The following is a 20836-nucleotide window of genomic DNA, read 5'->3' as shown; positions in this document are numbered from 1 at the left end:
CGACAAACGTGTGGAACCGCCCGACAAGCGTGTGGAGCCGCTCGACAAGCGCGTGCCACCGCCCGACAAACGCGAGCAGCCGCCCGACAAGCGTGTGGAACCGCCCGACAAGCGTGTCGAACCGCCCGACAAGCGTGTGGAACCGCCCGACAAGCGTGTGCAGCCACCCGACAAACGCGAGCAACCGCCCGACAAACGCGTCAAGCCGCCCGACAAACGCGAGCAACCGCCCGACAAGCGTGTGGAACCGCCCGACAAACGCGAGCAACCGCCCGACAAGCGCGAGCAACCGCCCGACAAGCGTGTGGAACCGCCCGACAAACGCGTGGAACCGCCCGACAAGCGTGTGGAACCGCCCGACAAACGCGTGGAACCGCCCGACAAGCGTGTGGAACCGCCCGACAAGCGCGTGGAACCGCCCGACAAACGTGTGCAACCGCCCGACGAACGTGCGAAACCGCCCGACGAAAACGTTTTAGAAAAATTCCCTCCGTCAAGATTGAAAGTTTTACGGTTTGTAATTAATATTGATTGAAAAGAAAATCATCAAGATCAGATGAACCACAAGAAAAATTCCGATTCCTAATCCCCATATTGCATACAAACGACTTTTTTTACTAAATAGGCCGACGATTCCCGAGAATACTGATGCCATTATAAAAAAGACGTATGGCGAGATTGATGTATTCATTTTCGTTAAATACTCAACATTGAAATAGGCTAAACCGAGAAGTGCACTAATAATCGAAACCAACCCAGGTATACCAGCTACTTTCGATTTAATTTTCATCGCCAATTCCATAGTTTCACCTCGCCAACTTTAAGGCTTCTAACATACTCGTTGTCCTGAAGCTTTCGAATTTCAGATGCTGGTCCTGTAACAACAGCTCCATAAATATTTACACCATTTTCTTGAATGTAATCAATGCGTTCATCAAGGGCTAATGTTTTAGCTCGGGCGATTTTCGTCGCTTGCTCTTCGTGGTTCTCTAAATGGTTTAAAATCTCTTTAAAAACTTCGCTATTATCCTGCCTGTTATCAAAAGGCGTCCACGTTGGTGGATCTTTATAAATAGGGTATCCGATTGGTGTAACTGGCAGTCCTTCACTATCAAGGACTTTCTTTTCGACCCCTGTATCAACAGCTAACCATAAAAAATCGATATCTGGGTCGCGACCGGGGTTAATGTCACGAATGTCATCTGGTCTTATTGGATTGCTGAAAGATATATAGGCTTCTACAACCGTTCCATCAGGGACGTTTTGAACAATTTCCCACTCTTTTTTGAATTCATAAGGTACATGGAGTGCTGGATGGATAAAATAGCTAGGCTCATCTCTAGGCGGTATTTCTGGATGCGGTCGATCCAAAAAGAACGTTCGATTCGGGAAAGCGGGTTGATCCAACATATAATCGATGTCATATTCTCCCACTCGATATTCTTCTTTTCCAATCCGTTTATAAACATCAAAGTTCAAATCCATTGAAAAGAAATCGATCGTTTCTTCTAATTCCATTCGTTTTACAAACATATTCGGCTCGGTCACTTCGATTACGTCACTAGCGACTTTGATTTGCGTGTTTGCCCGGCCGTCATGGCCACCGCTTCCATAATAAAAATAGGTAAGCAGTGTTAAAGTGGGTACAATCATCAAAAGAACTGCCAAACTAATTAAAATGTTTGTCGTCAAAGCTTTATGGCGACTTTTTTTTAGTATTTTATTGGAATCAATATTTGTGTTTTCATCAAATTGCTTTTTTGATCGGTCAATCATCTTCCAATAATTTTGATCATCACTCATCTTGATTCCTCCGTTCGTTTAATTTACTCATCAATGCTTGCCTACCACGATACAAATTACTTTTAAATGAATTGATGTTTAGTTCCATAATTTGTGCACCTTCTTCATATGTAAGTTCGTGTAGATCACAAAGGATGACAGCGTGTTGGTGTTTCGGCCGCAGTTGATGGACCATTTCGATAAGTTGTTGGTACTCTTCATTTTGAAGTACTTGATCCTCGGGTGTCCAAGCACTGGACTCTTTGTCTTTTAATCGTTCGATCTCTTCATTAGGAATTTGTTTCTTATTTTTGCGCGTATCATCGATAAATGTATGATAGGCAACTTTAAACAACCAAGCTTTGATGTTCGTAATATTTTGTTCAGGTAAGCTTAAGTAAGTCCGGTAAAATGTTTCTTGTACTAAATCTTCTGCAGTATGGTGATTTTTTGAAAGGGAGAATAAATAACGATATAGATCGTACATGTAGTTTTTGTATATATCGTCAATTTCCATTTATGATCCCCCTTTCACTCAAACAACGGATGAGCCGCACAAAAAGTTGCACGTTTACTGACATTTTATCATGGTTACAATTTTTTGTTTGACATTATACCGTTAGGGGTATATGATGTAAATATATCGGTTGAAATAACACATGATAAACTTGGGATTAATTAGTAGAGGGGGGAAGATGCAATGGAATACGATGATAAAATAAAGAATCGCATTAAACGATTGGAAGGCCAGCTAAGAGGCGCACTTCGAATGATGGAAGAAGGCTCGGATTGTCAAGATGTCATTACGCAGCTTTCCGCAAGTCGAACGGCGATTGACCGAGCAATTGGTGTAATCGTCAGCGAAAATTTAATTGAATGTGTGCGTGAAGCAGAAGAAAACGGCGAGAACACAGATGATAAAGTTAAGGAAGCTGTGAATTTATTGGTAAAAAGTCGATAAGTAAAAAAATAAATTTACTTGTTGACAATCATTCTTTTATTTTATAATATACCCCATAGGGTATTAAAATATAAAAAACAATTAACAGGAGGAATTTTATAATGAATATTGAGAAGACATTAGACGCTAAAGGACTTGCATGCCCAATGCCAGTTGTAAGAACAAAGAAAACGATTGATGACATTGAAAGTGGTCAAATTCTCGAAGTGGTAACAACTGATGCAGGATCTAAGAGTGATATTACCGCATGGGCAAAGTCTTCTGGACATGAGCTCGTTGATCTAAAAGAAGAAGACGGCGTATTCTATTTCTATATTAAAAAAGCATAAATTTTTTTAGATGATAATATACCTGTACGGGTATGTGTATGAGGGGGAGCGAAATACAACTTTCGTTCTCTCTTCAAATAACCATTTAGGAGGAAGTAAAATGTCCGAAAGAAAAAAGACGAATATCATCTTGTTTAGTGGTGATTACGATAAAGTGATGGCTGCCTATATTATTGCGAATGGTGCGGCAGCATACGATCATGATGTGACAATTTTTCACACGTTTTGGGGATTAAATACGTTGCGTAAAGATGAGAAATTACAACCGAAGAAATCATTTATGGAGAAAATGTTTGCAAAAATGATGCCTCGTGGGGCAGAAAATATGCCATTATCAAAAATGCAATTTCTAGGAATGGGTCCTAAGATGATCAAAAAAGTGATGAAGAAGCACAATGCTATGCCTGTTTCTGATTTAGTCGACTTGGCTAAAGAGCAGGATATTAAGTTGCTTGCTTGTACGATGACAATGGACCTTTTAGGTTTGAAAAAAGAAGAATTAATGGATGACATCGAATACGGTGGTGTCGCAGCTTATATCGCTGACGGTGAAGATGGCGCCATTAATTTATTCATTTAATAGTTGGAGGAATTTCGAATGAAAACAATTGATGCAAAGACAGTACAAGAAAAATTAGAAAATGGTGAGCAATTGAATCTAATTGATGTCCGTGAAGCGGAAGAAGTAGCTGCTGGGAAAATCCCTGGCGCGCTACACATGCCACTTGGTTTAGTTGAATTTCGCGAGCATGAATTAGATAAAAATGCAGCATATATTATGGTATGCCGCTCTGGTGGGCGTAGTGGCCAAGCGACGCAGTACCTTGAATCGAAAGGTTTTAACGTCACCAATATGACTGGCGGTATGTTGGATTGGCAAGGTCCAGTCGAATAACAATTGGAGGGATTTGTAATGACAGAAATTAAAGCAGATCACGTTTTAGATAGTAAAGGAATGGCTTGTCCGATGCCTGTTGTAAAAACGCGTAAGGAAATCGATCAGTTAGAGCCAGGAAAAGTATTATTAGTCGAAGCGACCGACCCTGGGTCCAAAGCAGATTTGAAAGCATGGTCTGAGCGTGGCGGACACCAATATTTAGGGGTTGTTGAAGAGGATGATGTCATTAAACATTATATCCGTAAAGCTTCATCAGACGAAGTGAGCGAAGAAACGACTCATGAAAATAAAGTGAATAATGAACAATTGAAACAGAAGTTGACAGCAGAAAACGTTACGTTAGTTGATGTGCGCGAACCGGCAGAATATGCTTTTGGTCACATTCCGACTGCTGTATCGATTCCATTTGGCGAATTGGAAGCTCGTTTGAACGAGATTGAAAAGGACCAAGAAGTTTATGTAGTATGTCGAACAGGAAGCCGTAGTGATTTAGCTGCACAGTTATTGACCGAAAAAGGATTTGAGAACGTCTATAATGTTGTGCCAGGTATGAGTACTTGGGACGGCGACGTCGAACGTAGTGGATAATCAACTCGTCTAAGGACGGGTTTTCATTATACAAATTTATATACCTTAGGGGGTAATTTGGAATGTCTATTCAAACAATGAATGTAAAAGAAGTAGCGAAAAAAGTTTTAAATAAAGATCAATTGTTTATTCTAGACGTCAGAAACGAAGATGATTTTAACGATTGGAAAATTGAAGGCGAACAATTTAGCTATGTAAATACACCATATTTCGATTTAATTGACGGTATTGACCCGATCAAAGACCAATTGCCAACAGATCAAGACATTTTAATTGTCTGTGCAAAAGGTGGTTCTTCTGAGTTTGTTGGTGAAATGCTAGTTGAAGAAGGTTATGAAAATGTTTACTCACTAGAAGGCGGCATGAAAGCTTGGAGTGAACATTTAGAGCCTATTAAAGTTGCTGACTTAACTGATGGTGGCGAGCTATATCAATTTGTTCGTTTAGGTAAAGGTTGCTTATCTTATATGATTATTTCTGGAGATGAAGCGGCAACGATTGATGCAGTACGGATGACGGATGTGTTTGTTGATTTCGCAAAAGAAAAAGGCGCCAAAATCACACATGCGTTAGACACGCACTTGCACGCAGATCATATTTCTGGTGGCCGTCGCTTAGCCGAGAAAACAGGAGCAACGTATTGGTTACCACCAAAAGACGCAACAGAAGTTCAATATGAATACAAGCCATTAAACGATCAGGATGTCATTCAAGTTGGTTCATCAAATATTGATGTTCATGCCCTATACTCACCAGGGCATACAATTGGGTCTACTTCGTTTATTGTAGACGATCAATATCTATTGTCCGGCGATATCTTGTTTGTGAATTCCATCGGTCGTCCAGACTTGGCAGGTAAGGCAGAGGACTGGGTAGGAGATTTACGTGAAACACTGTACAGTAGATATAAAGAAGTATCTTCTGAACTTTATGTTTTACCAGCTCACTTCATGACGAATGATGAGTTGAATGAAGATGGCTCAGTTGGTGAGAAGCTAGGAACTTTATATGAAAAGAACCACGGATTAAACGTTGAGGATGAGAGTGAATTCCGCAGCATGGTAACAGAAAACTTACCACCACAACCAAATTCACACCAAGAAATTCGCGAAACGAACATGGGTAAAATTTCACCAGATCACGATAGACAACGTGAAATGGAAATTGGACCAAACCGTTGTGCGATCCAGTAAATGAATAAAGGAGTGGAAGGATTGAGGCTCGTCCTTAATCCTTCCTTCTTATGAAGTGGGGGAGATTTCATTGGAATATAGTATTTTGTTTCTATTACTGATTTTTATCATTGGCTTTGTCGGTTCATTCATTTCTGGTATGGTCGGAATCGGCGGCTCCATTATTAAGTATCCGATGCTTTTATATATACCATCAATATTAGGGTTTGCAGCTTTTACAGCACATGAAGTGTCTGGCATCAGCGCCATTCAAGTATTCTTTGCGACCATTGGCGGTGTCTGGGCCTACCGTAAAGGTGGATATTTAAATAAACAACTTATTATTTACATGGGTGCCAGCATATTGATCGGTAGCTTTATCGGTGGTTTTGGTTCTCGTTTCCTTTCAGAGGGATCCGTTAACTTTGTCTATGCCATCCTTGCGACCATCGCAGTCGTGATGATGTTTTTGCCGAAAAAAGGATTGGATGATCAATCGTTCGATGAAGTAACGTTCAACAAAATGTTAGCATCTAGTCTAGCATTGGCAGTTGGTATTGGAGCCGGAATAGTTGGTGCAGCCGGAGCATTTATTTTAGTGCCGATTATGTTAATCGTCCTGAAAATTCCTACACGAATGACAATCGCATCATCTTTAGCGATTACATTTATATCATCGATCGGTTCGACAGCAGGTAAATTAATGACCGGTCAAATTCTTTTCGTTCCTTCTGCAGTCATGATTGTTGCTAGCTTAATCGCAGCTCCAATCGGTGCGATGATGGGTAAGAAAATGGATACAAAAATCTTACAGTGGATTTTATCTGTATTGATTTTTGCTTCAGCGATTAAAATATGGTTGGAATTTATTTAATAGACCATATATTTTGGAAATGGGCGCATATATTCCGTATATGGGCCCATTTATTTTGCTGGTGGGCACATAAATCTATCAAAATATCTCCGAATCTCATAAGTTAAGAACCATTTCTCAACCGGCCACAAAGTCTCATCAGTTTATCAACCAAATCATTAATTAATCTGTCCAAAATTAAGCACCGGTATTTACCTACAAAGGAAAATAGTATATGTTTGAATCATAATGAAATCGTAAAAGAGGTCGTATACTAATGAATAGTTCTGGTCAAACGAATAAAAAGAATGTTTGGCTCATAATCATAGGTTTTATATTGCTATTGGCCCTATTACGCATGGCTTGGATGACGATTTTTGTTCCAAGCGAAGCGGGTCGGCCCGCAATTGAGGAAGGGTTATTGGATCTAAGCGATACTTCGATCATCGATGGACAAACGGTCAACTTGGATGGGGAGTGGCGATTTTTTCCAAATAGGCTTTCGTCCGATCTGGGGGAGGCGTACTCGACGGTCGACGTTCCAGGCCAATGGTCCGAGAGCTTAGCGGAGGAAGATTCATCGGTTGCCTATGGTACATATGAACTGACCATCTTAGTAGACCCTGATCAACCGTATACATATAGTTTACATTTTCCGAGCATCAGGAATGCTTCGGCTTTATTTGTTAATGGGCAACAGGTCGAACAGTCAGGAACAATCGCTACATCCCGAGCGGATTATGTTGCAAAAAACTTACCATATACAGCTACATTTTCACCGAATGAGGATGGTGTCATCACGATTCAGTTACAGGCTGCCAATCATTTGAACCCCTCTGACGGCGGAATCGTCCGCTCGGTTAAATTCGGAGAAACCTCTCAAGTGCTTTCCGAGAATCAATCATCCTATACTATGCAGTTAATCATTTTCGTCGCGTTTGTACTTTGTGCCATTTATGCAGTCAGTTTGTTTTTCATCAATGATCGAAATTGGTCATTCATACAAGTCTCATTATTATTATTTGGCGCAATCGTTACCCATTCATTGGGAAGTGATGAAAAACTCTTGGCTGTCTGGTTAGACCTTGATTATCTATGGAACTTGAAACTAGCGAACGCAGCATCGGTCGGATTGGTATTCGCTTTATGGCTGTTAGTGAAAAATACTTCGTTAACGATCAATCAAAACGCGCAACGAATCATTGCTTATCTCACAATTGTTTTGACGATTGCGATTTTTGCTATGCCAGTTCAATCGTTGGAGCAATTACAAGGTTTCTTTAGTCTGTTTTTTATCGTAGCATTGGTTCTTGCAATCATTCTACTGTTCAAAAACCAAAACAAAAACAGCGTATGGATGCAGCTAGCCTTAATCGCTCTATTAAATAGTTATATCTGGTGGGGGATTTGGAATATACAAGGGATCAACACGTATTTTTATCCGATTGACTTACTGGTTACCATCGGCTGTTTTACGATGATGTGGATCATTCAATATGTTGGACTATATAAAAATTCTCAGGAGCAAGCACATCGATTACGGAAAATTTCTGATGAGAAAGATGAATTTTTGGTCAAAACATCACATGAATTAAGAAATCCACTACATAGCATGTTGAACTTAACGCAAACGACCATTGAGCGAAACAAAGATCGATTGGATCAACGAAGTGTAAAGGAATTGGAGACGGTTTTGATTTCTGGTAACCGTCTATCTCTATTGCTTGATGATTTATTTGAGATAGCTAATTTGAAAATAACCAAGCCAACAATTTCTCCTTCACCGTTTCGCCTCCAGTCGATTGTGGGTGGGGTTCTTGACATGTTTCGGTATACGATCAATGAAAACAAGGTTCAACTGGTGAACCGGGTGCCTGACGATGTGCCGGTAGTTCAGGCAGATCAAAATCGGATCATTCAAGTGTTGTATAATCTCCTTCATAATTCGGTTAAATACACGGATGAAGGTGAGATTACCGTAGATGCTCGAGTTGAAAACGACAAGGTCGTTGTTACGATCTCAGATACTGGCGTTGGTATGGACGAGGAGACTGTCCAACAAATCTTTGATCCCTATCATCAAGGAAGGAACACACGTAACCAATCGGAAGGATTTGGGCTTGGACTGAACATCAGTAAGCAATTAGTCGAACTGCATGGTGAAGAGATTTCTATTGATTCGGAAAAAAACAAAGGAACCATTGCTAGATTTACGTTGCCGATCAGTGAGGAAGAGATTCCTGAAATTTCGTCTGCTGTAAAACCATTTTTGCCTAAAAAGTATTTAGTAGAACCTGTTCAAGGTGAATCTGATGACTTGCATTCGAAAATTTTAATCATTGATGATGATTTGGTGAATCTGAATGTCATTGAGTCTGTACTATCAGAGGAAAACTATGAGCTGATGGGTGTTCAGCACGTCGAAGAGTTTATGGATTATCTGGATAACGAGCAATGGGACTTATTGATTATCGATGTCATGATGCCAAGGATGTCAGGGTATGATCTGACGCGAAAAATCCGAGAACGTTACAATCAAACTGAACTTCCGATTCTATTATTGACAGCGAGAAACCACCCGAATGACATTGATACAGGCTTTCGGGTTGGCGCAAATGACTATATTAGCAAACCAGTAGAGACAAAGGAGTTGAGAGCCCGCGTCCGCCACCTCACAAATTTGAAAAAGATGACTCAGGAACAATTAGCGCTTGAGACAAGGTGGTTGCAAGCTCAAATTCGACCTCATTTCATTTTTAATACATTAAATACGATCAATGCATTAAGTATGATGGATGCTGCAAAAACACAAAAGTTAATTGATGAATTCAGTAAGTTTTTGAGAAACAAATTTGATTTTGACGCGGCCTATAAATGGATCACAGTGGATGAAGAGGTTTCGATCGTTCGTTCTTATCTATATATCCAGCAGGTTCGTTTCGGTGATAAACTGGATGTAAGGTGGGAGATCGGTGATATTGAAGGTTTTCAATTACCGGCTTTAACCATTCAACCGATTGTGGAAAATGCAATTCAACACGGAATTATGAAACAACCGGATGGTGGTAGAATCGAAATAAAAGTCTTTCGAAAAATAGATTATTTGAGGATTATCATAAAGGATGATGGTGTTGGAATGGAAGACTCGGTCATTCAATCGATTGAAGATCATGAGACAAAAGGTGTTGGACTGTTAAATACAAATAAACGGCTCATCAAACATTTTGGCGAAGGTTTGAAGGTGAGAAGTAAACAAGGAATCGGTACTGTCATTGCTTTTAATATAAATTCTTTTCCTACTCAATCAACTGGAGGTGGATCTGTTGAAAGCCGTGCTCATAGATGATGAACCGTTGGCGTTGGATTACCTGGAACATTTGTTGAATAAAATAGCTGAATATGAAATCGTTGGGAAGTATACGAATCCTATCGAGGCGAAAAAAGCTTTGACCGAAATGAAAGTGGATGTTGTGTTTTTGGACATTGAAATGCCTGGTTTAAACGGAATTGAATTGGCTGAAAAGATCACCGAAATGAACCCAAACTCCTCCATTGTGTTTGTAACAGCCTTTGATCATTTTGCGATTAAAGCATTTGAACTGAATTCACTCGATTATTTGTTAAAACCGATTCAATTCGAACGAATACAATCCACGACTAAGCGACTGAAAAAGCAGATGGATCTGTTGAAAAATCACCGTCAAACAGAAGAAGAATCTCTACACATCCAATTATTCAGAGACCCGTCAATAGTTCGTGATGGCCGAGCAGTCTCATTGAAGTGGAGGACATCAAAGGCCCAGCAACTCTTTTTCTACTTGATCCATCATCGGGACCGAATGGTCAGTAAATCAGAATTGATTGAACTGCTTTGGCCAGATTTTATCATCGAAAAAGCACAAACGCAGTTATACTCGACTGTTTATCAGGTGAGAAAAACAATCAAGATTTTCAAGGAAAAAATTTCAATCCTCAGTGAGGGAAATGGATATCGTATAGCATTGAAGGATGTAAAAGTAGATGTTGATCAATTCGAACAGCTTCTCAGACTGAATGAGTCCGTTTGTGAGGAAAACATTGAAGAATATGAACGAGCATTAACCTTTTTCACAGGAGAATATTTTCAAGGCTATGATTTCATTTGGGCGGACAATGATCAATTTCGCATGAGAATGCTTTGGCTTACTTCAAAAATGAAGGTGATCGATTGGTATCGTCAAAATCAACAATTGGACGAAGCGTTGAAACACGCTTTCGAAATTTATCAACGGTATCCCATGGAAGAAGAAGGCTATTTTGAATTAATGAAAACATATGCTGCCGACGGAAAAACGATGCTCGTCAATCAATATTATCATGAGTTGACCAATATGTTAGAGGAAGAATTGGATGTTGGACTAAGTGAAAAAGTGATCGATTGGTACGAGAGTCAGATCGGTTCACTAAATAAAAAATAATGTCGAAACTGGAGCGCTGAATCGATAGCGCTCTTTTTTCATGAAGAAAATTAGCAATGTATAGTTTCTGTATACTCTTTTCTAGTAATTTATAAGCAGATAAAATCAAAATTTAGTCAATGTAAACTTAAATTTTCTACATATACAGTAGGACTAGAAAGGGGCATATATAATGAAACGTACAATCGCGTTATCAGTCATTTTCCTAATGATGTTACAAACATTTACGACCAGTTTAGGATTGACCGGACAACCAACAAATGAGAAGGAAGATGACAGTGTATTTACAGAAATGACAGTAGAGGAGAGTGAAACAGAGGAGGGGGCTGCGCAGCTCCATGTTCAATGGGATGTGAACGGTAAAGACATCCAGTATGAATACACTGAATCGTTCACTGTTCCAGAGGACGTCTTGATTGAACAAGATCAAGATGGAACACTTCAAATTGAAGATGTTGAAGTCGGTACGTTTACTGCTTCTACTGAAGGCCTTGTAGAGGTGTTTTTTAATGAGGAAATTGAGGGTGCTCCAGAAGCAAGCGGGCAATTTACAGTAGATGTGACCTTGACGAATGTTAACGAAGAAGTTAATGAAGAGCCAGCCGTAGAGGAGGAGTTTGAAGAGTCAGCGAGTGAATCTCATATGGATGAAAATGGTAAGGATTCAGTAGATGGATCTGACACTATTACGGATGAAGAGGAGCAAGAAGCGGCGGATGAAGAGGTGCAAGAAGACCAAGATGAACAAGGACAGAATGAAAAAGGCGGAGAGGATTCATCAGCAACCTCTCAAAAAGATTCGCAGCAAAAAGATGAGTCGGCGGTAAATCCAACTGATGAAACAGAAGAAACAAAGGATGCTGGCCAAGGAAAAATTCAGTCTCATTCATCCAGTGAAGTACTGAATAGCGAAATAACTGAAAACATAATTACAGGTGTAACCTTGCAAAAGATCATGAATGGTGAAAACGAGGAACTAACACCAGGAGAGCCGATCATAATCGAACCTCCATATAATCGCTTGGACGTTAATATGACCTATAAATTCAAGCTACCCAATGGACATAACTATGGGGATGGTTCTACTTATACGATTGAAGTTCCGGAAGTGTTTTCGATTCCACAAGTGGCTGAACCAGAAGAACTGTCGCTAGGCGATACAGTTTTTGGTTCATTTACAACAAATGGAAATAACATTGAAATCAAATTCAACGAGCAAATTACCAATCACTCAAACATTGCTGGTGAGATTAAGCTAAAAGCTTCGTTCGATGAAGACTATAATGGACCAGCAGAACCTGGCCCGATCACCATACCAATCAATGGTGAAGAATCGCTTGAATTTCCTATCAAATTCATACCGTCCGGTTCTTCAATAGATAAAAACGGTGTTCCAAATAAAGACTATAATACCGAGACAATCACTTGGACAGTAGATTTCAATAAAAACTTGCAAACGATAGAAAATGCTGTACTAAATGATGAAATAACTGAAGGAGATCATTCGTTTGTAAATGGTACGATGCACGTTTATGAATTAGAAATGAATGCTGACGGAACTGTTGTTAGTGAAACAGAAGTGACGGAAGAATTTAGTACTGGATTCCCCCTTGAATTGGGAGAAATCGATTCTGCCTACCGGGTCGTTTATGACACGGAAGTGAACGATCGGACTGGGGAAAGTTATACGAATAAAGCAACAATAAACGGGAATAATATCGACCCTTTAGATGCTGAAGCGTCAGTTGCTGTAACACGTGGTCAACCATTGGAAAAAGATGCTATTGAATATGATGATGTAGCACAGACAATTGATTGGGAAGTTAAGTATAACTATGATGAGAAAGCGATTGACGAAGGAAATGCCAAGCTGACTGATGTTTTTGGAAAGAATCAACAATTAGTAGATGATAGTTTTGAAGTGTTGGAAGTTTCAATTAACCCTAATACAGGAGAGGAAGCGAGTACGGAAACGATTGATGAATCACGATATACGATGACTAAAACGGATGAAGGTTTTGAATTGCAATTTCAAGATTCAATTAATGAACCGTATAAAATTTTATATCAAACCACGGTTGTAGATCGAGTTGACGAAGGATTTACAGTTGAAAATGAAATTAAAGATGAATTTGATAATATTATAAGTGGCGGTCAGTTTGTCAGCCAAGGAATCTTCACGAAGTCTCACGACGGAAATACTAATTACAATGCAAAAGAGACGAATTGGCGTATTGAAATCAATCGGGATGAACATGTGATGGAAGACGTGGGTGTGTTTGATACATTACCGAACGGTTTTACACCAAAGAACCTAGAAGTGACCCACGGTGGGAATGAATGGACAGAAGGTAACCATTTTACTTTTGATTTTGCCGAAGACACCGGTAAAATTGAGATTAATTTTAATCAAATCTTAACTGAAAAAGTAGTTATTACTTATACCACTGAAATTGATTTTGATAAGGCGGATCTTTCAGAAGGAAGTTTCGTCAATAATGCTTCCTTAGAGTGGATTCCGGAAAACGAAACCCAAAAAGTAACGAAAACAGGAACAGCAACATTTACACCTGATGAATACACACAAAATAATGGGTTTAAAAATGGTTCCTATAATCCAGAAACAAAAGAAATTACTTGGAGAATTGGCGTTAACTACAATAAAGAAACGTTAAAAAACGTTGAGGTAGAAGACATTATTCAAGGCGAACAAAACTTTGACATTAATAAAGTTGCTGTATACAAGATGGAGTTGACAGGTGAAGAAAAGGGTTACAGCAAAGGGGAAGATGTGACTGACCAATTCAGTCTCACTGATATTTCAGGTGAAAATGACGAGCCTGGTTTTAATGTCGCTCTCAGGAATATAAACTCTCCTTACCTGATTGAATTTACAACAGACTTAAATGACATGTTAATTGAGCGATCATATGAGAATGAGGCATTGATTACGGTTGATAATTCTGATGATATTCAAGTTGATGCAACGGTTAGTCCTGATCATGGAGGAGAATATACCAATAAAGAAGCTTCTCAAAATGGGCGTATAGTCAATTGGGATATCCGAATCAACTATACGCAATCAACGGTAAACAATCTCTCACTTACAGATACACTGAGTATCAACCAAAGATTGCTGTCAGACACTATTGAAGTATATGGCACAGATGTAACAGAATCAGGTATTACTAAAAACGAAGATCCATTAGAAGAAGGAAGAGACTATGAATTAGAGACTATGAAAAACGAGAGTGGGCAAGACCAGTTCACTATTTCATTCACAGATGAAATTCATAGGCCGTATGTGTTGGAATATGACTCGTATATCCTCTATGCGGGTGAAGAGAAAAGTATTTCAAATGAATTGAAGTTCGATGCTGAACAAACAGGAGAACTTGAAACCGATTCGAACATTGTCAGAGAGATCGACTTTTCAACGATTTCTGGAACTATCTACGGTGAGGTTGGTTCACTTCAAGTAACCAAAGTAGATGCGGATGACTCTGACACGACACTTGAAGGAGCGATCTTCGAGTTGTACGACGAAACAGGAGAAGTATTGATTGATTCGGCAACAACGGATGCTGATGGGGTCGTGACTTTTGAAAATCTATTGCATGCTGACTATCAATTGAAGGAAGCAGAAGCCCCAGAAGGTTATGTTGTCGGAATAGATGATACAGAAACCGTGACAGTTGATTCAGAGTTATCAGAGCATACAGTTGAAAACCATGAGATAAAGAGACATGTTCAGCTAACTAAAGTAGATGGAACAGATGGAACGGAATTATCAGGTGTCAAATTTGAGTTGATAAATGCAGATGATCCTGAAGTGAGTACTCATACAACTGATTCAGAAGGCACCATTTTTGTAGAAAATTTAGAACCAGGTGATTATTACTTTATTGAAACAGACCCTGCTACACATTATAAAGTTAATGATGATGAACATCATTTTACAATTGAACCAGAACAAATTGAGATTGATACTATCGAGGTTGAAAATGAATTAATCCCTCGCACGGTCCAATTTGAAAAAGTGGATGCAGATCATACAGATGTTGGTTTGCAAGGTGCTGAATTTAAAATACAAGATACAAATGGATATGTTGATAGAGTAGTAACCTCTAATGGAGATGGCTTGGTAGAGATTAAGGATTTACGCCCAGGTGATTATAAGCTGGTAGAAACTCAAGCACCATATGGGTTTTCAATAAATGATACACCTATCGATTTTACAATTGATCGCAGTGAGGAAGAAAATCCTGAACCTTTAGAATTAGGGGTAATTGAAAACAGTGTCAAAACGACTTCAATTGAATTGACTAAAATAGATAGTGTGACAAAAGAAAGGTTAGCAGGAGCAGAGTTTAAATTAAACTATGATAGTGGACTTTACTCTGAGGATTTTAATTCACAGACTCAAACAACTGATGAAGATGGTAAAGTGGAATTTACTGATCTCAAGCCAGGTATATATTCAATTGAAGAAACCAAAGCTCCGGAAGGTTACATTCTACTTGACGAAGCAATTGAGGTTGAAGTTAAAATAGACGACGTTCACTTAGAATCTACGCTTAGTCGAACAATTGAAAATGAACCTTTAGCACACATTGAAGTATTGAAAGTCGACAGCGAAACAAATGTCCCTTTATCAAACGCGGAATTTAAGGTGATTGATAATTCAGGGAATGATGTTGAAGGGTACACTGAACTAACAACGAATGATGAAGGATTACTTGACATTACTGGATTGCCAGAGGGTGATTATACTCTAGTTGAAACAGAAGCTCCACTGGGGTATACAATTGGTTCAGATAATGAAAAATCATTTAGTGTAGAGAGTGGCGTAACAGATACAAAATACATTGCTTATACAGGTAACGATGCAATTGAGAATGACATTATCAAAGGCTCTGTGGAATTAATTAAACAAGATGCAGACACAGAGAAACGATTAGAAGGTGTTCATTTTACTCTAGAAAACGTTTCATTGGTCAATGAAGGTAGTTATGTTTCGACACAACATGAGACAGACAGCGACGGAAAGATTTTCATTAATGACCTTCGACCTGGAACATATAAGTTCGTGGAAACGTCAACAATTGAGGGTTATCAAAAACACTGGAAGGATATTGAGTTTGAAATTGAGCTACAAAATGAGAAACATGAAGTGAGTATTACAGTTGATAACTATGAACTTGTCGACATATCGGTAAAAAAAGAATGGAATGACGGTGACAACGAAAGTCTTCGTCCAGAATCGATCACCGTAGATATCCTTCAAAATGGAACGTCACTTGAAGACCAATCCATTGAATTAAATGAAGAAAACGACTGGTATGGTACCTTCGAAGATTTAGACGCCGTTAATTCAAATGGAGAAAAGTACGCATACACAGTCGAAGAGAGTGACGTAGAAGGGTACCAAAGACAAGAAATCTCAGGTAACGCAGAAGACGGATATACAATCACAAACGTTACTGAAACGTCCATTGACGTCGAAAAAATCTGGAAAGATGAAAATCCAGCTGACCGTGAACCGGTTACCATTCATTTGCAACGAAATGCAGACGAAGATTATAGAACAGTAACTTTTGACGGTAACGAAGATAGTCAAAGTCATACTTTCGATAATTTGCCGGTGTACGCACCAGGTGGTGAGCTTTATAGATATGAAGTAATAGAAGTTGATCCGGGAGATAACTATACTTCTGAACGCTCTGGTAATAATGACGAAGGCTATACATTTACAAATGTACGTTCCGAGAAAATGGACATTGATGTATCAAAAGAGTGGCTGGATACAGAAGAAACTGCCAATCGCCCAGACAGTATTACCGTCAATTTAATTAAATCGAAGGAAAACAACGAGATAGAAACAGTTAAATCTGTAGTTATCAGACCTGATGAAAATGGTAATTGGCAACATACGTTTACTGACATTGATAAATTTGACAGTGAAGGCCAAACCATCGAATACACAGTAGAGGAAGAAAACGTACCAGGTTACTCTACCGTCGTTACTCCAGTAGGGGATGACTATACAGAATTTGAAATCACAAACGTCCGAACTGGAACGACATCCTTCTCCGGTACGAAAACGTGGCTCGATGACAGTTCACCAGATCGTCCTGAGGAAATTACCGTAGAGCTTAAACGAGAAGGCGACGATGATTTTGTTCAAGAACAAACAGTGACAGCTGAAGAAAATTGGGAATATAGTTTTGGTGGATTGGCTTCGTATAACGACAATGGTGAAGCTTATGAATATTACATTGAAGAGCAATCAATTTCAGGTTATCAATCATCTTATGATGGGTTTGATATCACAAACACCAGAACCGGAAAAATAAATGTTGAAGGCACCAAAAAATGGCTAGATGAAGAAGAAACGTCCGATCGCCCAGAAGAAATCACTGTAGTCTTGACCCGTGAAGGTGACTTGGAATTCAGAGAAACACAGACAGTGAACGCGGAAGATGATCGGTCATATAGATTTGAAAATCTAGACCAATACGACGAACAAGGTGTGGAGTATGAATATATCATCGATGAAGAGCCGGTAGATGGATATGAGAAAGAAGTCGACGGTTATGACCTAATTAACACACGTTCGGACCAAACATCTATTACAGTTTCGAAAGAATGGTTGGACGATGAAAACGCGACGAATGACCGACCAGCTCAAATTACGGTCGAGCTTTATCGTAGTGACAATGAGGATCAGGCTGTTGATACAAAGGTTATTCGCCCAGAAGATGATTGGGAGCATACTTTTGATCAGCTGGCATTATTCGATGATGAAGGACAGCCATACACGTATGAGGTGAAAGAATTACCAGTGGATGGTTATAAAACAACTCAACAGGAAACGCCGGATGGGATTCAAATTACCAACGTACGTGAAGGAGTCATCTCGATTGATGTGTCAAAAGAATGGAACGATGGTGGTCAGGTAGATTTACGCCCTGAAGAGGTAGAAGTGGATTTATACCGAAACGGTGACCCTTTTCAATCTGCCACCATTTCTTCAGATGAAGAAGGTCAATGGCAGCACACATTCTCCGATTTGGATGAATTCGACGATAACGGGGTTGCTTATGAATACACCGTAAAAGAAAAGCCTATGGATGGTTATAAACAAGAAAGCATTTTCGGTGATAAGCAGAATGGATTCGCCATTACGAACGTGTCAACAACTTCTGTTGATGTCACAAAAGAATGGTTAGATGATGAGAATGATACAGAACGTCCGGAAGAAGTAACGATCGAATTACATCGAAATGGAGAATATTTGACGGAAGAAACGATTGACGATTCAAGTGAATGGCAGCATACATTTGAGAATCTGGCGGTATATGATCCAACAGGAGATCGATATGAGTATACAGTTGAAGAAAAAGGGCTAACTGATCATTATAATCTTTCCAGTATTACTGGAAACTCAGAGGAAGGATTTATTGTAAGCAATGTCCGTGTCGGAACTACTGAAGTTGAAGGCACGAAAACATGGAATGATGACAATGAAGAAGATCGACCAGACTCTGTAACCGTGAATCTACTGAGAAATAATGCTGTCATCGATACGAAAAATATCTCTGCTGAGGATAATTGGAGGTATCATTTCGGTGATTTAGACAAATACGATGAAGATGGCGTCATTTACGAATATAAAATTGCCGAAGAGGATGTCGAAGGCTATGACTCGGACAATGATGGTTTCAATTTAATCAATACGAGAGCTGAGCAAAAAGATATTGTCGTCACAAAAGGTTGGCTAGATGACAATTCAGAAGAACGACCGAGCGAAGTAACAGTTCACTTACTTCAAAATGGTGACGTTTTTGAAACGGTGACCGTCAAAGAAGAAGACGGTTGGACGTACACTTTTGAAGACCTTGAAGCATTTGATGAGAATGGTCAGGCATATACGTACACGGTTGAAGAAGAGCCGGTAGAAGGTTATGAAACAAGCATCGACGGATTTAATATTACGAACCTCCGTGTAGGTGAGACTTCTATTGAAGGCGCCAAAACATGGCTGGATGATAACAATCCGGAGCGACCAGATGAAATTACGGTCCAGTTAAAGCAAAACGGAAATGTAATTGATACGAAACAAGTAAGTGAGGAAACAGATTGGCAGTATCAATTCACTGGCTTGGATCAATTTGATGACGAGGGTGCAGCGTATGATTACACCATTGATGAAGAAGAGGTCGAGGGATATACGAAGGAAACTGACCAACATGATCTAACAAACACTCGCTCTGGGAAGACAGACGTGACTGTGACAAAAACATGGTTAGACGATGATTCAGAAAACCGTCCAGAATCGATCAAAGTTTATCTGAAACAGAACGATCAAATTGTTCAAGAAGCAACGATTACTGCATCTGATCAGTGGTCCCATACATTCTCAGATTTGGATCAGTATGATAACGAAGGTGTTGAATATACGTATAGTATCCAAGAGGAACCAATCTCAGGTTACGAAACAATCATCAACGGGTTCGACATCACAAACCTCCGTGTGGGTACAACATCAGTAGCAGGTGAGAAAATTTGGTTGGATGACAACTCAGATGAGCGACCAGAATCCATCTCCATTTCCTTGTTACAAAATGGGGAAGTCATCGACGAACAAGAAGTTTCAGCTGAATTCAATTGGACCTATCGATTTGATGAGCTACCAGAATTTGATGAGAATGGTGTGGCTTATGATTATACGGTGGAAGAAGAGCCGGTTGATGGTTATGAATCGACAGTAGACGGCTATGATATTACCAATTTGCGTGTCGGCCAGACATCTGTATCCGGTGAGAAAACGTGGGTGGATGATGACTCCGAAGACCGTCCAGAACAGATTTCTGTGAATCTATTGGCAAATGGAACCGTTGTCGATACGAGAGTCGTTACGGCTGACGAGGATTGGAAATATCAATTCACAGACCTCGACAAATATGATCAGAATGGTGTCGAAATCGAATACACCGTCAAGGAACAAGATGTCCCAGGGTATCAATCAGAAGTAGATGGTTTTGACATCACGAATACAAGGTCTGAACAAAAATCGATTGAAATTACAAAGAGCTGGAAAGATGATGATTCTGAATCACGTCCAGCATCCATCACCGTCCATTTGCTGCAAAATGGAGAAGTGTATGACACGGTTGAAATCACAGAAGCGGATGGCTGGAGCTATGAATTTGATCAATTAGAATCATTTGACGAAAATGGTGTGGCTTATACGTATGCCATTGAAGAAGAACCTGTAGAAGGCTATGCATCCGAAGTCAACGGTTTTGATATCACCAATACCCGAATCGGGAAACATTCGATTGAAGTTTTGAAAGAATGGAAGAATGACGATGAAGAAAATCGTCCGGGATCGATTACGGTCCATCTCCTTCAAAACGGAATGGTGCTTGAAACGGTTGAATTAACCGCTGATACGGATTGGACGCACGAATTCTTAGATTTAAATCAGTTTGATCAAGAAGGAAGAGCGTATACGTATACGGTTGAAGAGGATGAAGTCGAAGGGTACGAGTCAGCGATTCACGAAACAGATGATGGATTTGAGATTGTGAATACGAAAACAGAGGATGTCAACGCAGACGATGATTCCGTCAAATCTGAAAGTGATGATACGAATCTTCCTAGAGCTGGGGAACGTTCAAGAGCGATTATGATCGGAATTGGTACAATCTTTATCGCATTAGCTGTTAGCATCATCGTTTTTTCCAGAAGAAAGAACGCTCAGTCAGAAGAGTAAATTCAATTTGATAGG

General features: G+C 39.7%; 14 protein-coding genes. 10 read left to right on the top strand and 4 right to left on the bottom strand.

The genetic code is table 11. From position 1 onward, the window contains the following. Positions 1-200: 200 nt before the first annotated feature. From KQ486_RS07250 to KQ486_RS07235, 4 genes are read right to left on the bottom strand one after another with little or no spacing between them, the layout of a single operon-like run. Positions 201-497 (bottom strand): hypothetical protein, encoded by a 297-nt coding sequence (locus KQ486_RS07250; RefSeq protein WP_216687183.1) that lies wholly within the window; start codon positions 495-497, stop codon positions 201-203. A gap of 11 nt (positions 498-508) precedes the next feature. Beyond that, entirely contained in the window at positions 509-802 is a 294-nt protein-coding gene (locus KQ486_RS07245) for a hypothetical protein (protein ID WP_144163139.1), read from the bottom strand. Then, positions 787-1803 carry an anti-sigma factor gene (locus KQ486_RS07240; protein ID WP_216687182.1) on the bottom strand — a complete coding sequence of 339 codons (1017 nt, stop codon included), beginning with the start codon at positions 1801-1803 and terminating at the stop codon, positions 787-789. Before KQ486_RS07240 ends, KQ486_RS07245 begins: the two co-directional genes overlap by 16 nt. Continuing rightward, positions 1796-2299 carry a sigma-70 family RNA polymerase sigma factor gene (locus KQ486_RS07235; protein WP_216687181.1) on the bottom strand — a complete coding sequence of 168 codons (504 nt, stop codon included), beginning with the start codon at positions 2297-2299 and terminating at the stop codon, positions 1796-1798. Before KQ486_RS07235 ends, KQ486_RS07240 begins: the two co-directional genes overlap by 8 nt. Before the next feature lie 183 nt (positions 2300-2482). Between KQ486_RS07235 and KQ486_RS07230 the strand changes: the two genes are divergently transcribed. The 10 genes from KQ486_RS07230 (at position 2483) to KQ486_RS07185 (ending at position 20821) form a co-directional block, all read left to right on the top strand. Then, positions 2483-2743: a metal-sensitive transcriptional regulator gene (locus KQ486_RS07230; protein WP_144163145.1), complete on the top strand. Its 261-nt coding sequence runs from the start codon at positions 2483-2485 to the stop codon at positions 2741-2743. Between the two features lie 101 nt (positions 2744-2844). Next, a complete protein-coding gene (locus tag KQ486_RS07225) occupies positions 2845-3072 on the top strand; it encodes a sulfurtransferase TusA family protein (protein WP_144163147.1) in 228 nt (75 codons plus the stop codon). Between the two features lie 100 nt (positions 3073-3172). Beyond that, positions 3173-3652 carry a DsrE/DsrF/DrsH-like family protein gene (locus KQ486_RS07220; protein ID WP_144089519.1) on the top strand — a complete coding sequence of 160 codons (480 nt, stop codon included), beginning with the start codon at positions 3173-3175 and terminating at the stop codon, positions 3650-3652. Between the two features lie 18 nt (positions 3653-3670). Then, positions 3671-3967, top strand: coding sequence for a rhodanese-like domain-containing protein (locus tag KQ486_RS07215; protein ID WP_144163149.1), 297 nt, complete (start codon positions 3671-3673; stop codon positions 3965-3967). An 18-nt stretch (positions 3968-3985) separates the two neighbouring features. Next, on the top strand, positions 3986-4558 hold the full coding sequence (locus KQ486_RS07210; RefSeq protein WP_216687180.1) for a sulfurtransferase TusA family protein: 573 nt from the start codon (positions 3986-3988) through the stop codon (positions 4556-4558). 62 nt (positions 4559-4620) lie between these two features. Further along, positions 4621-5751, top strand: coding sequence for an MBL fold metallo-hydrolase (locus KQ486_RS07205; RefSeq protein WP_216687179.1), 1131 nt, complete (start codon positions 4621-4623; stop codon positions 5749-5751). A 70-nt stretch (positions 5752-5821) separates the two neighbouring features. Beyond that, on the top strand, positions 5822-6604 hold the full coding sequence (locus KQ486_RS07200; protein ID WP_216687178.1) for a sulfite exporter TauE/SafE family protein: 783 nt from the start codon (positions 5822-5824) through the stop codon (positions 6602-6604). A gap of 256 nt (positions 6605-6860) precedes the next feature. After that, positions 6861-9929, top strand: a complete 3069-nt coding sequence (locus KQ486_RS07195; protein WP_216687177.1) for a hybrid sensor histidine kinase/response regulator — start codon at positions 6861-6863, stop codon at positions 9927-9929. After that, positions 9916-11040, top strand: a complete 1125-nt coding sequence (locus KQ486_RS07190) for a response regulator (RefSeq protein WP_274237397.1) — start codon at positions 9916-9918, stop codon at positions 11038-11040. The genes KQ486_RS07195 and KQ486_RS07190 overlap by 14 nt, the downstream gene beginning before the upstream one ends. Positions 11041-11212: 172 nt before the next feature. After that, positions 11213-20821: a Cna B-type domain-containing protein gene (locus KQ486_RS07185; RefSeq protein WP_216687176.1), complete on the top strand. Its 9609-nt coding sequence runs from the start codon at positions 11213-11215 to the stop codon at positions 20819-20821. Positions 20822-20836 lie beyond the last annotated feature (15 nt).

Origin of the sequence: Allobacillus halotolerans (assembly GCF_018967645.1) — a bacterium.
In the GTDB taxonomy this organism is placed as follows: Bacteria; Bacillota; Bacilli; order Bacillales; family Alkalibacillaceae; genus Allobacillus; species Allobacillus halotolerans.
This window is presented reverse-complemented; position numbering and strand designations above follow the sequence as displayed.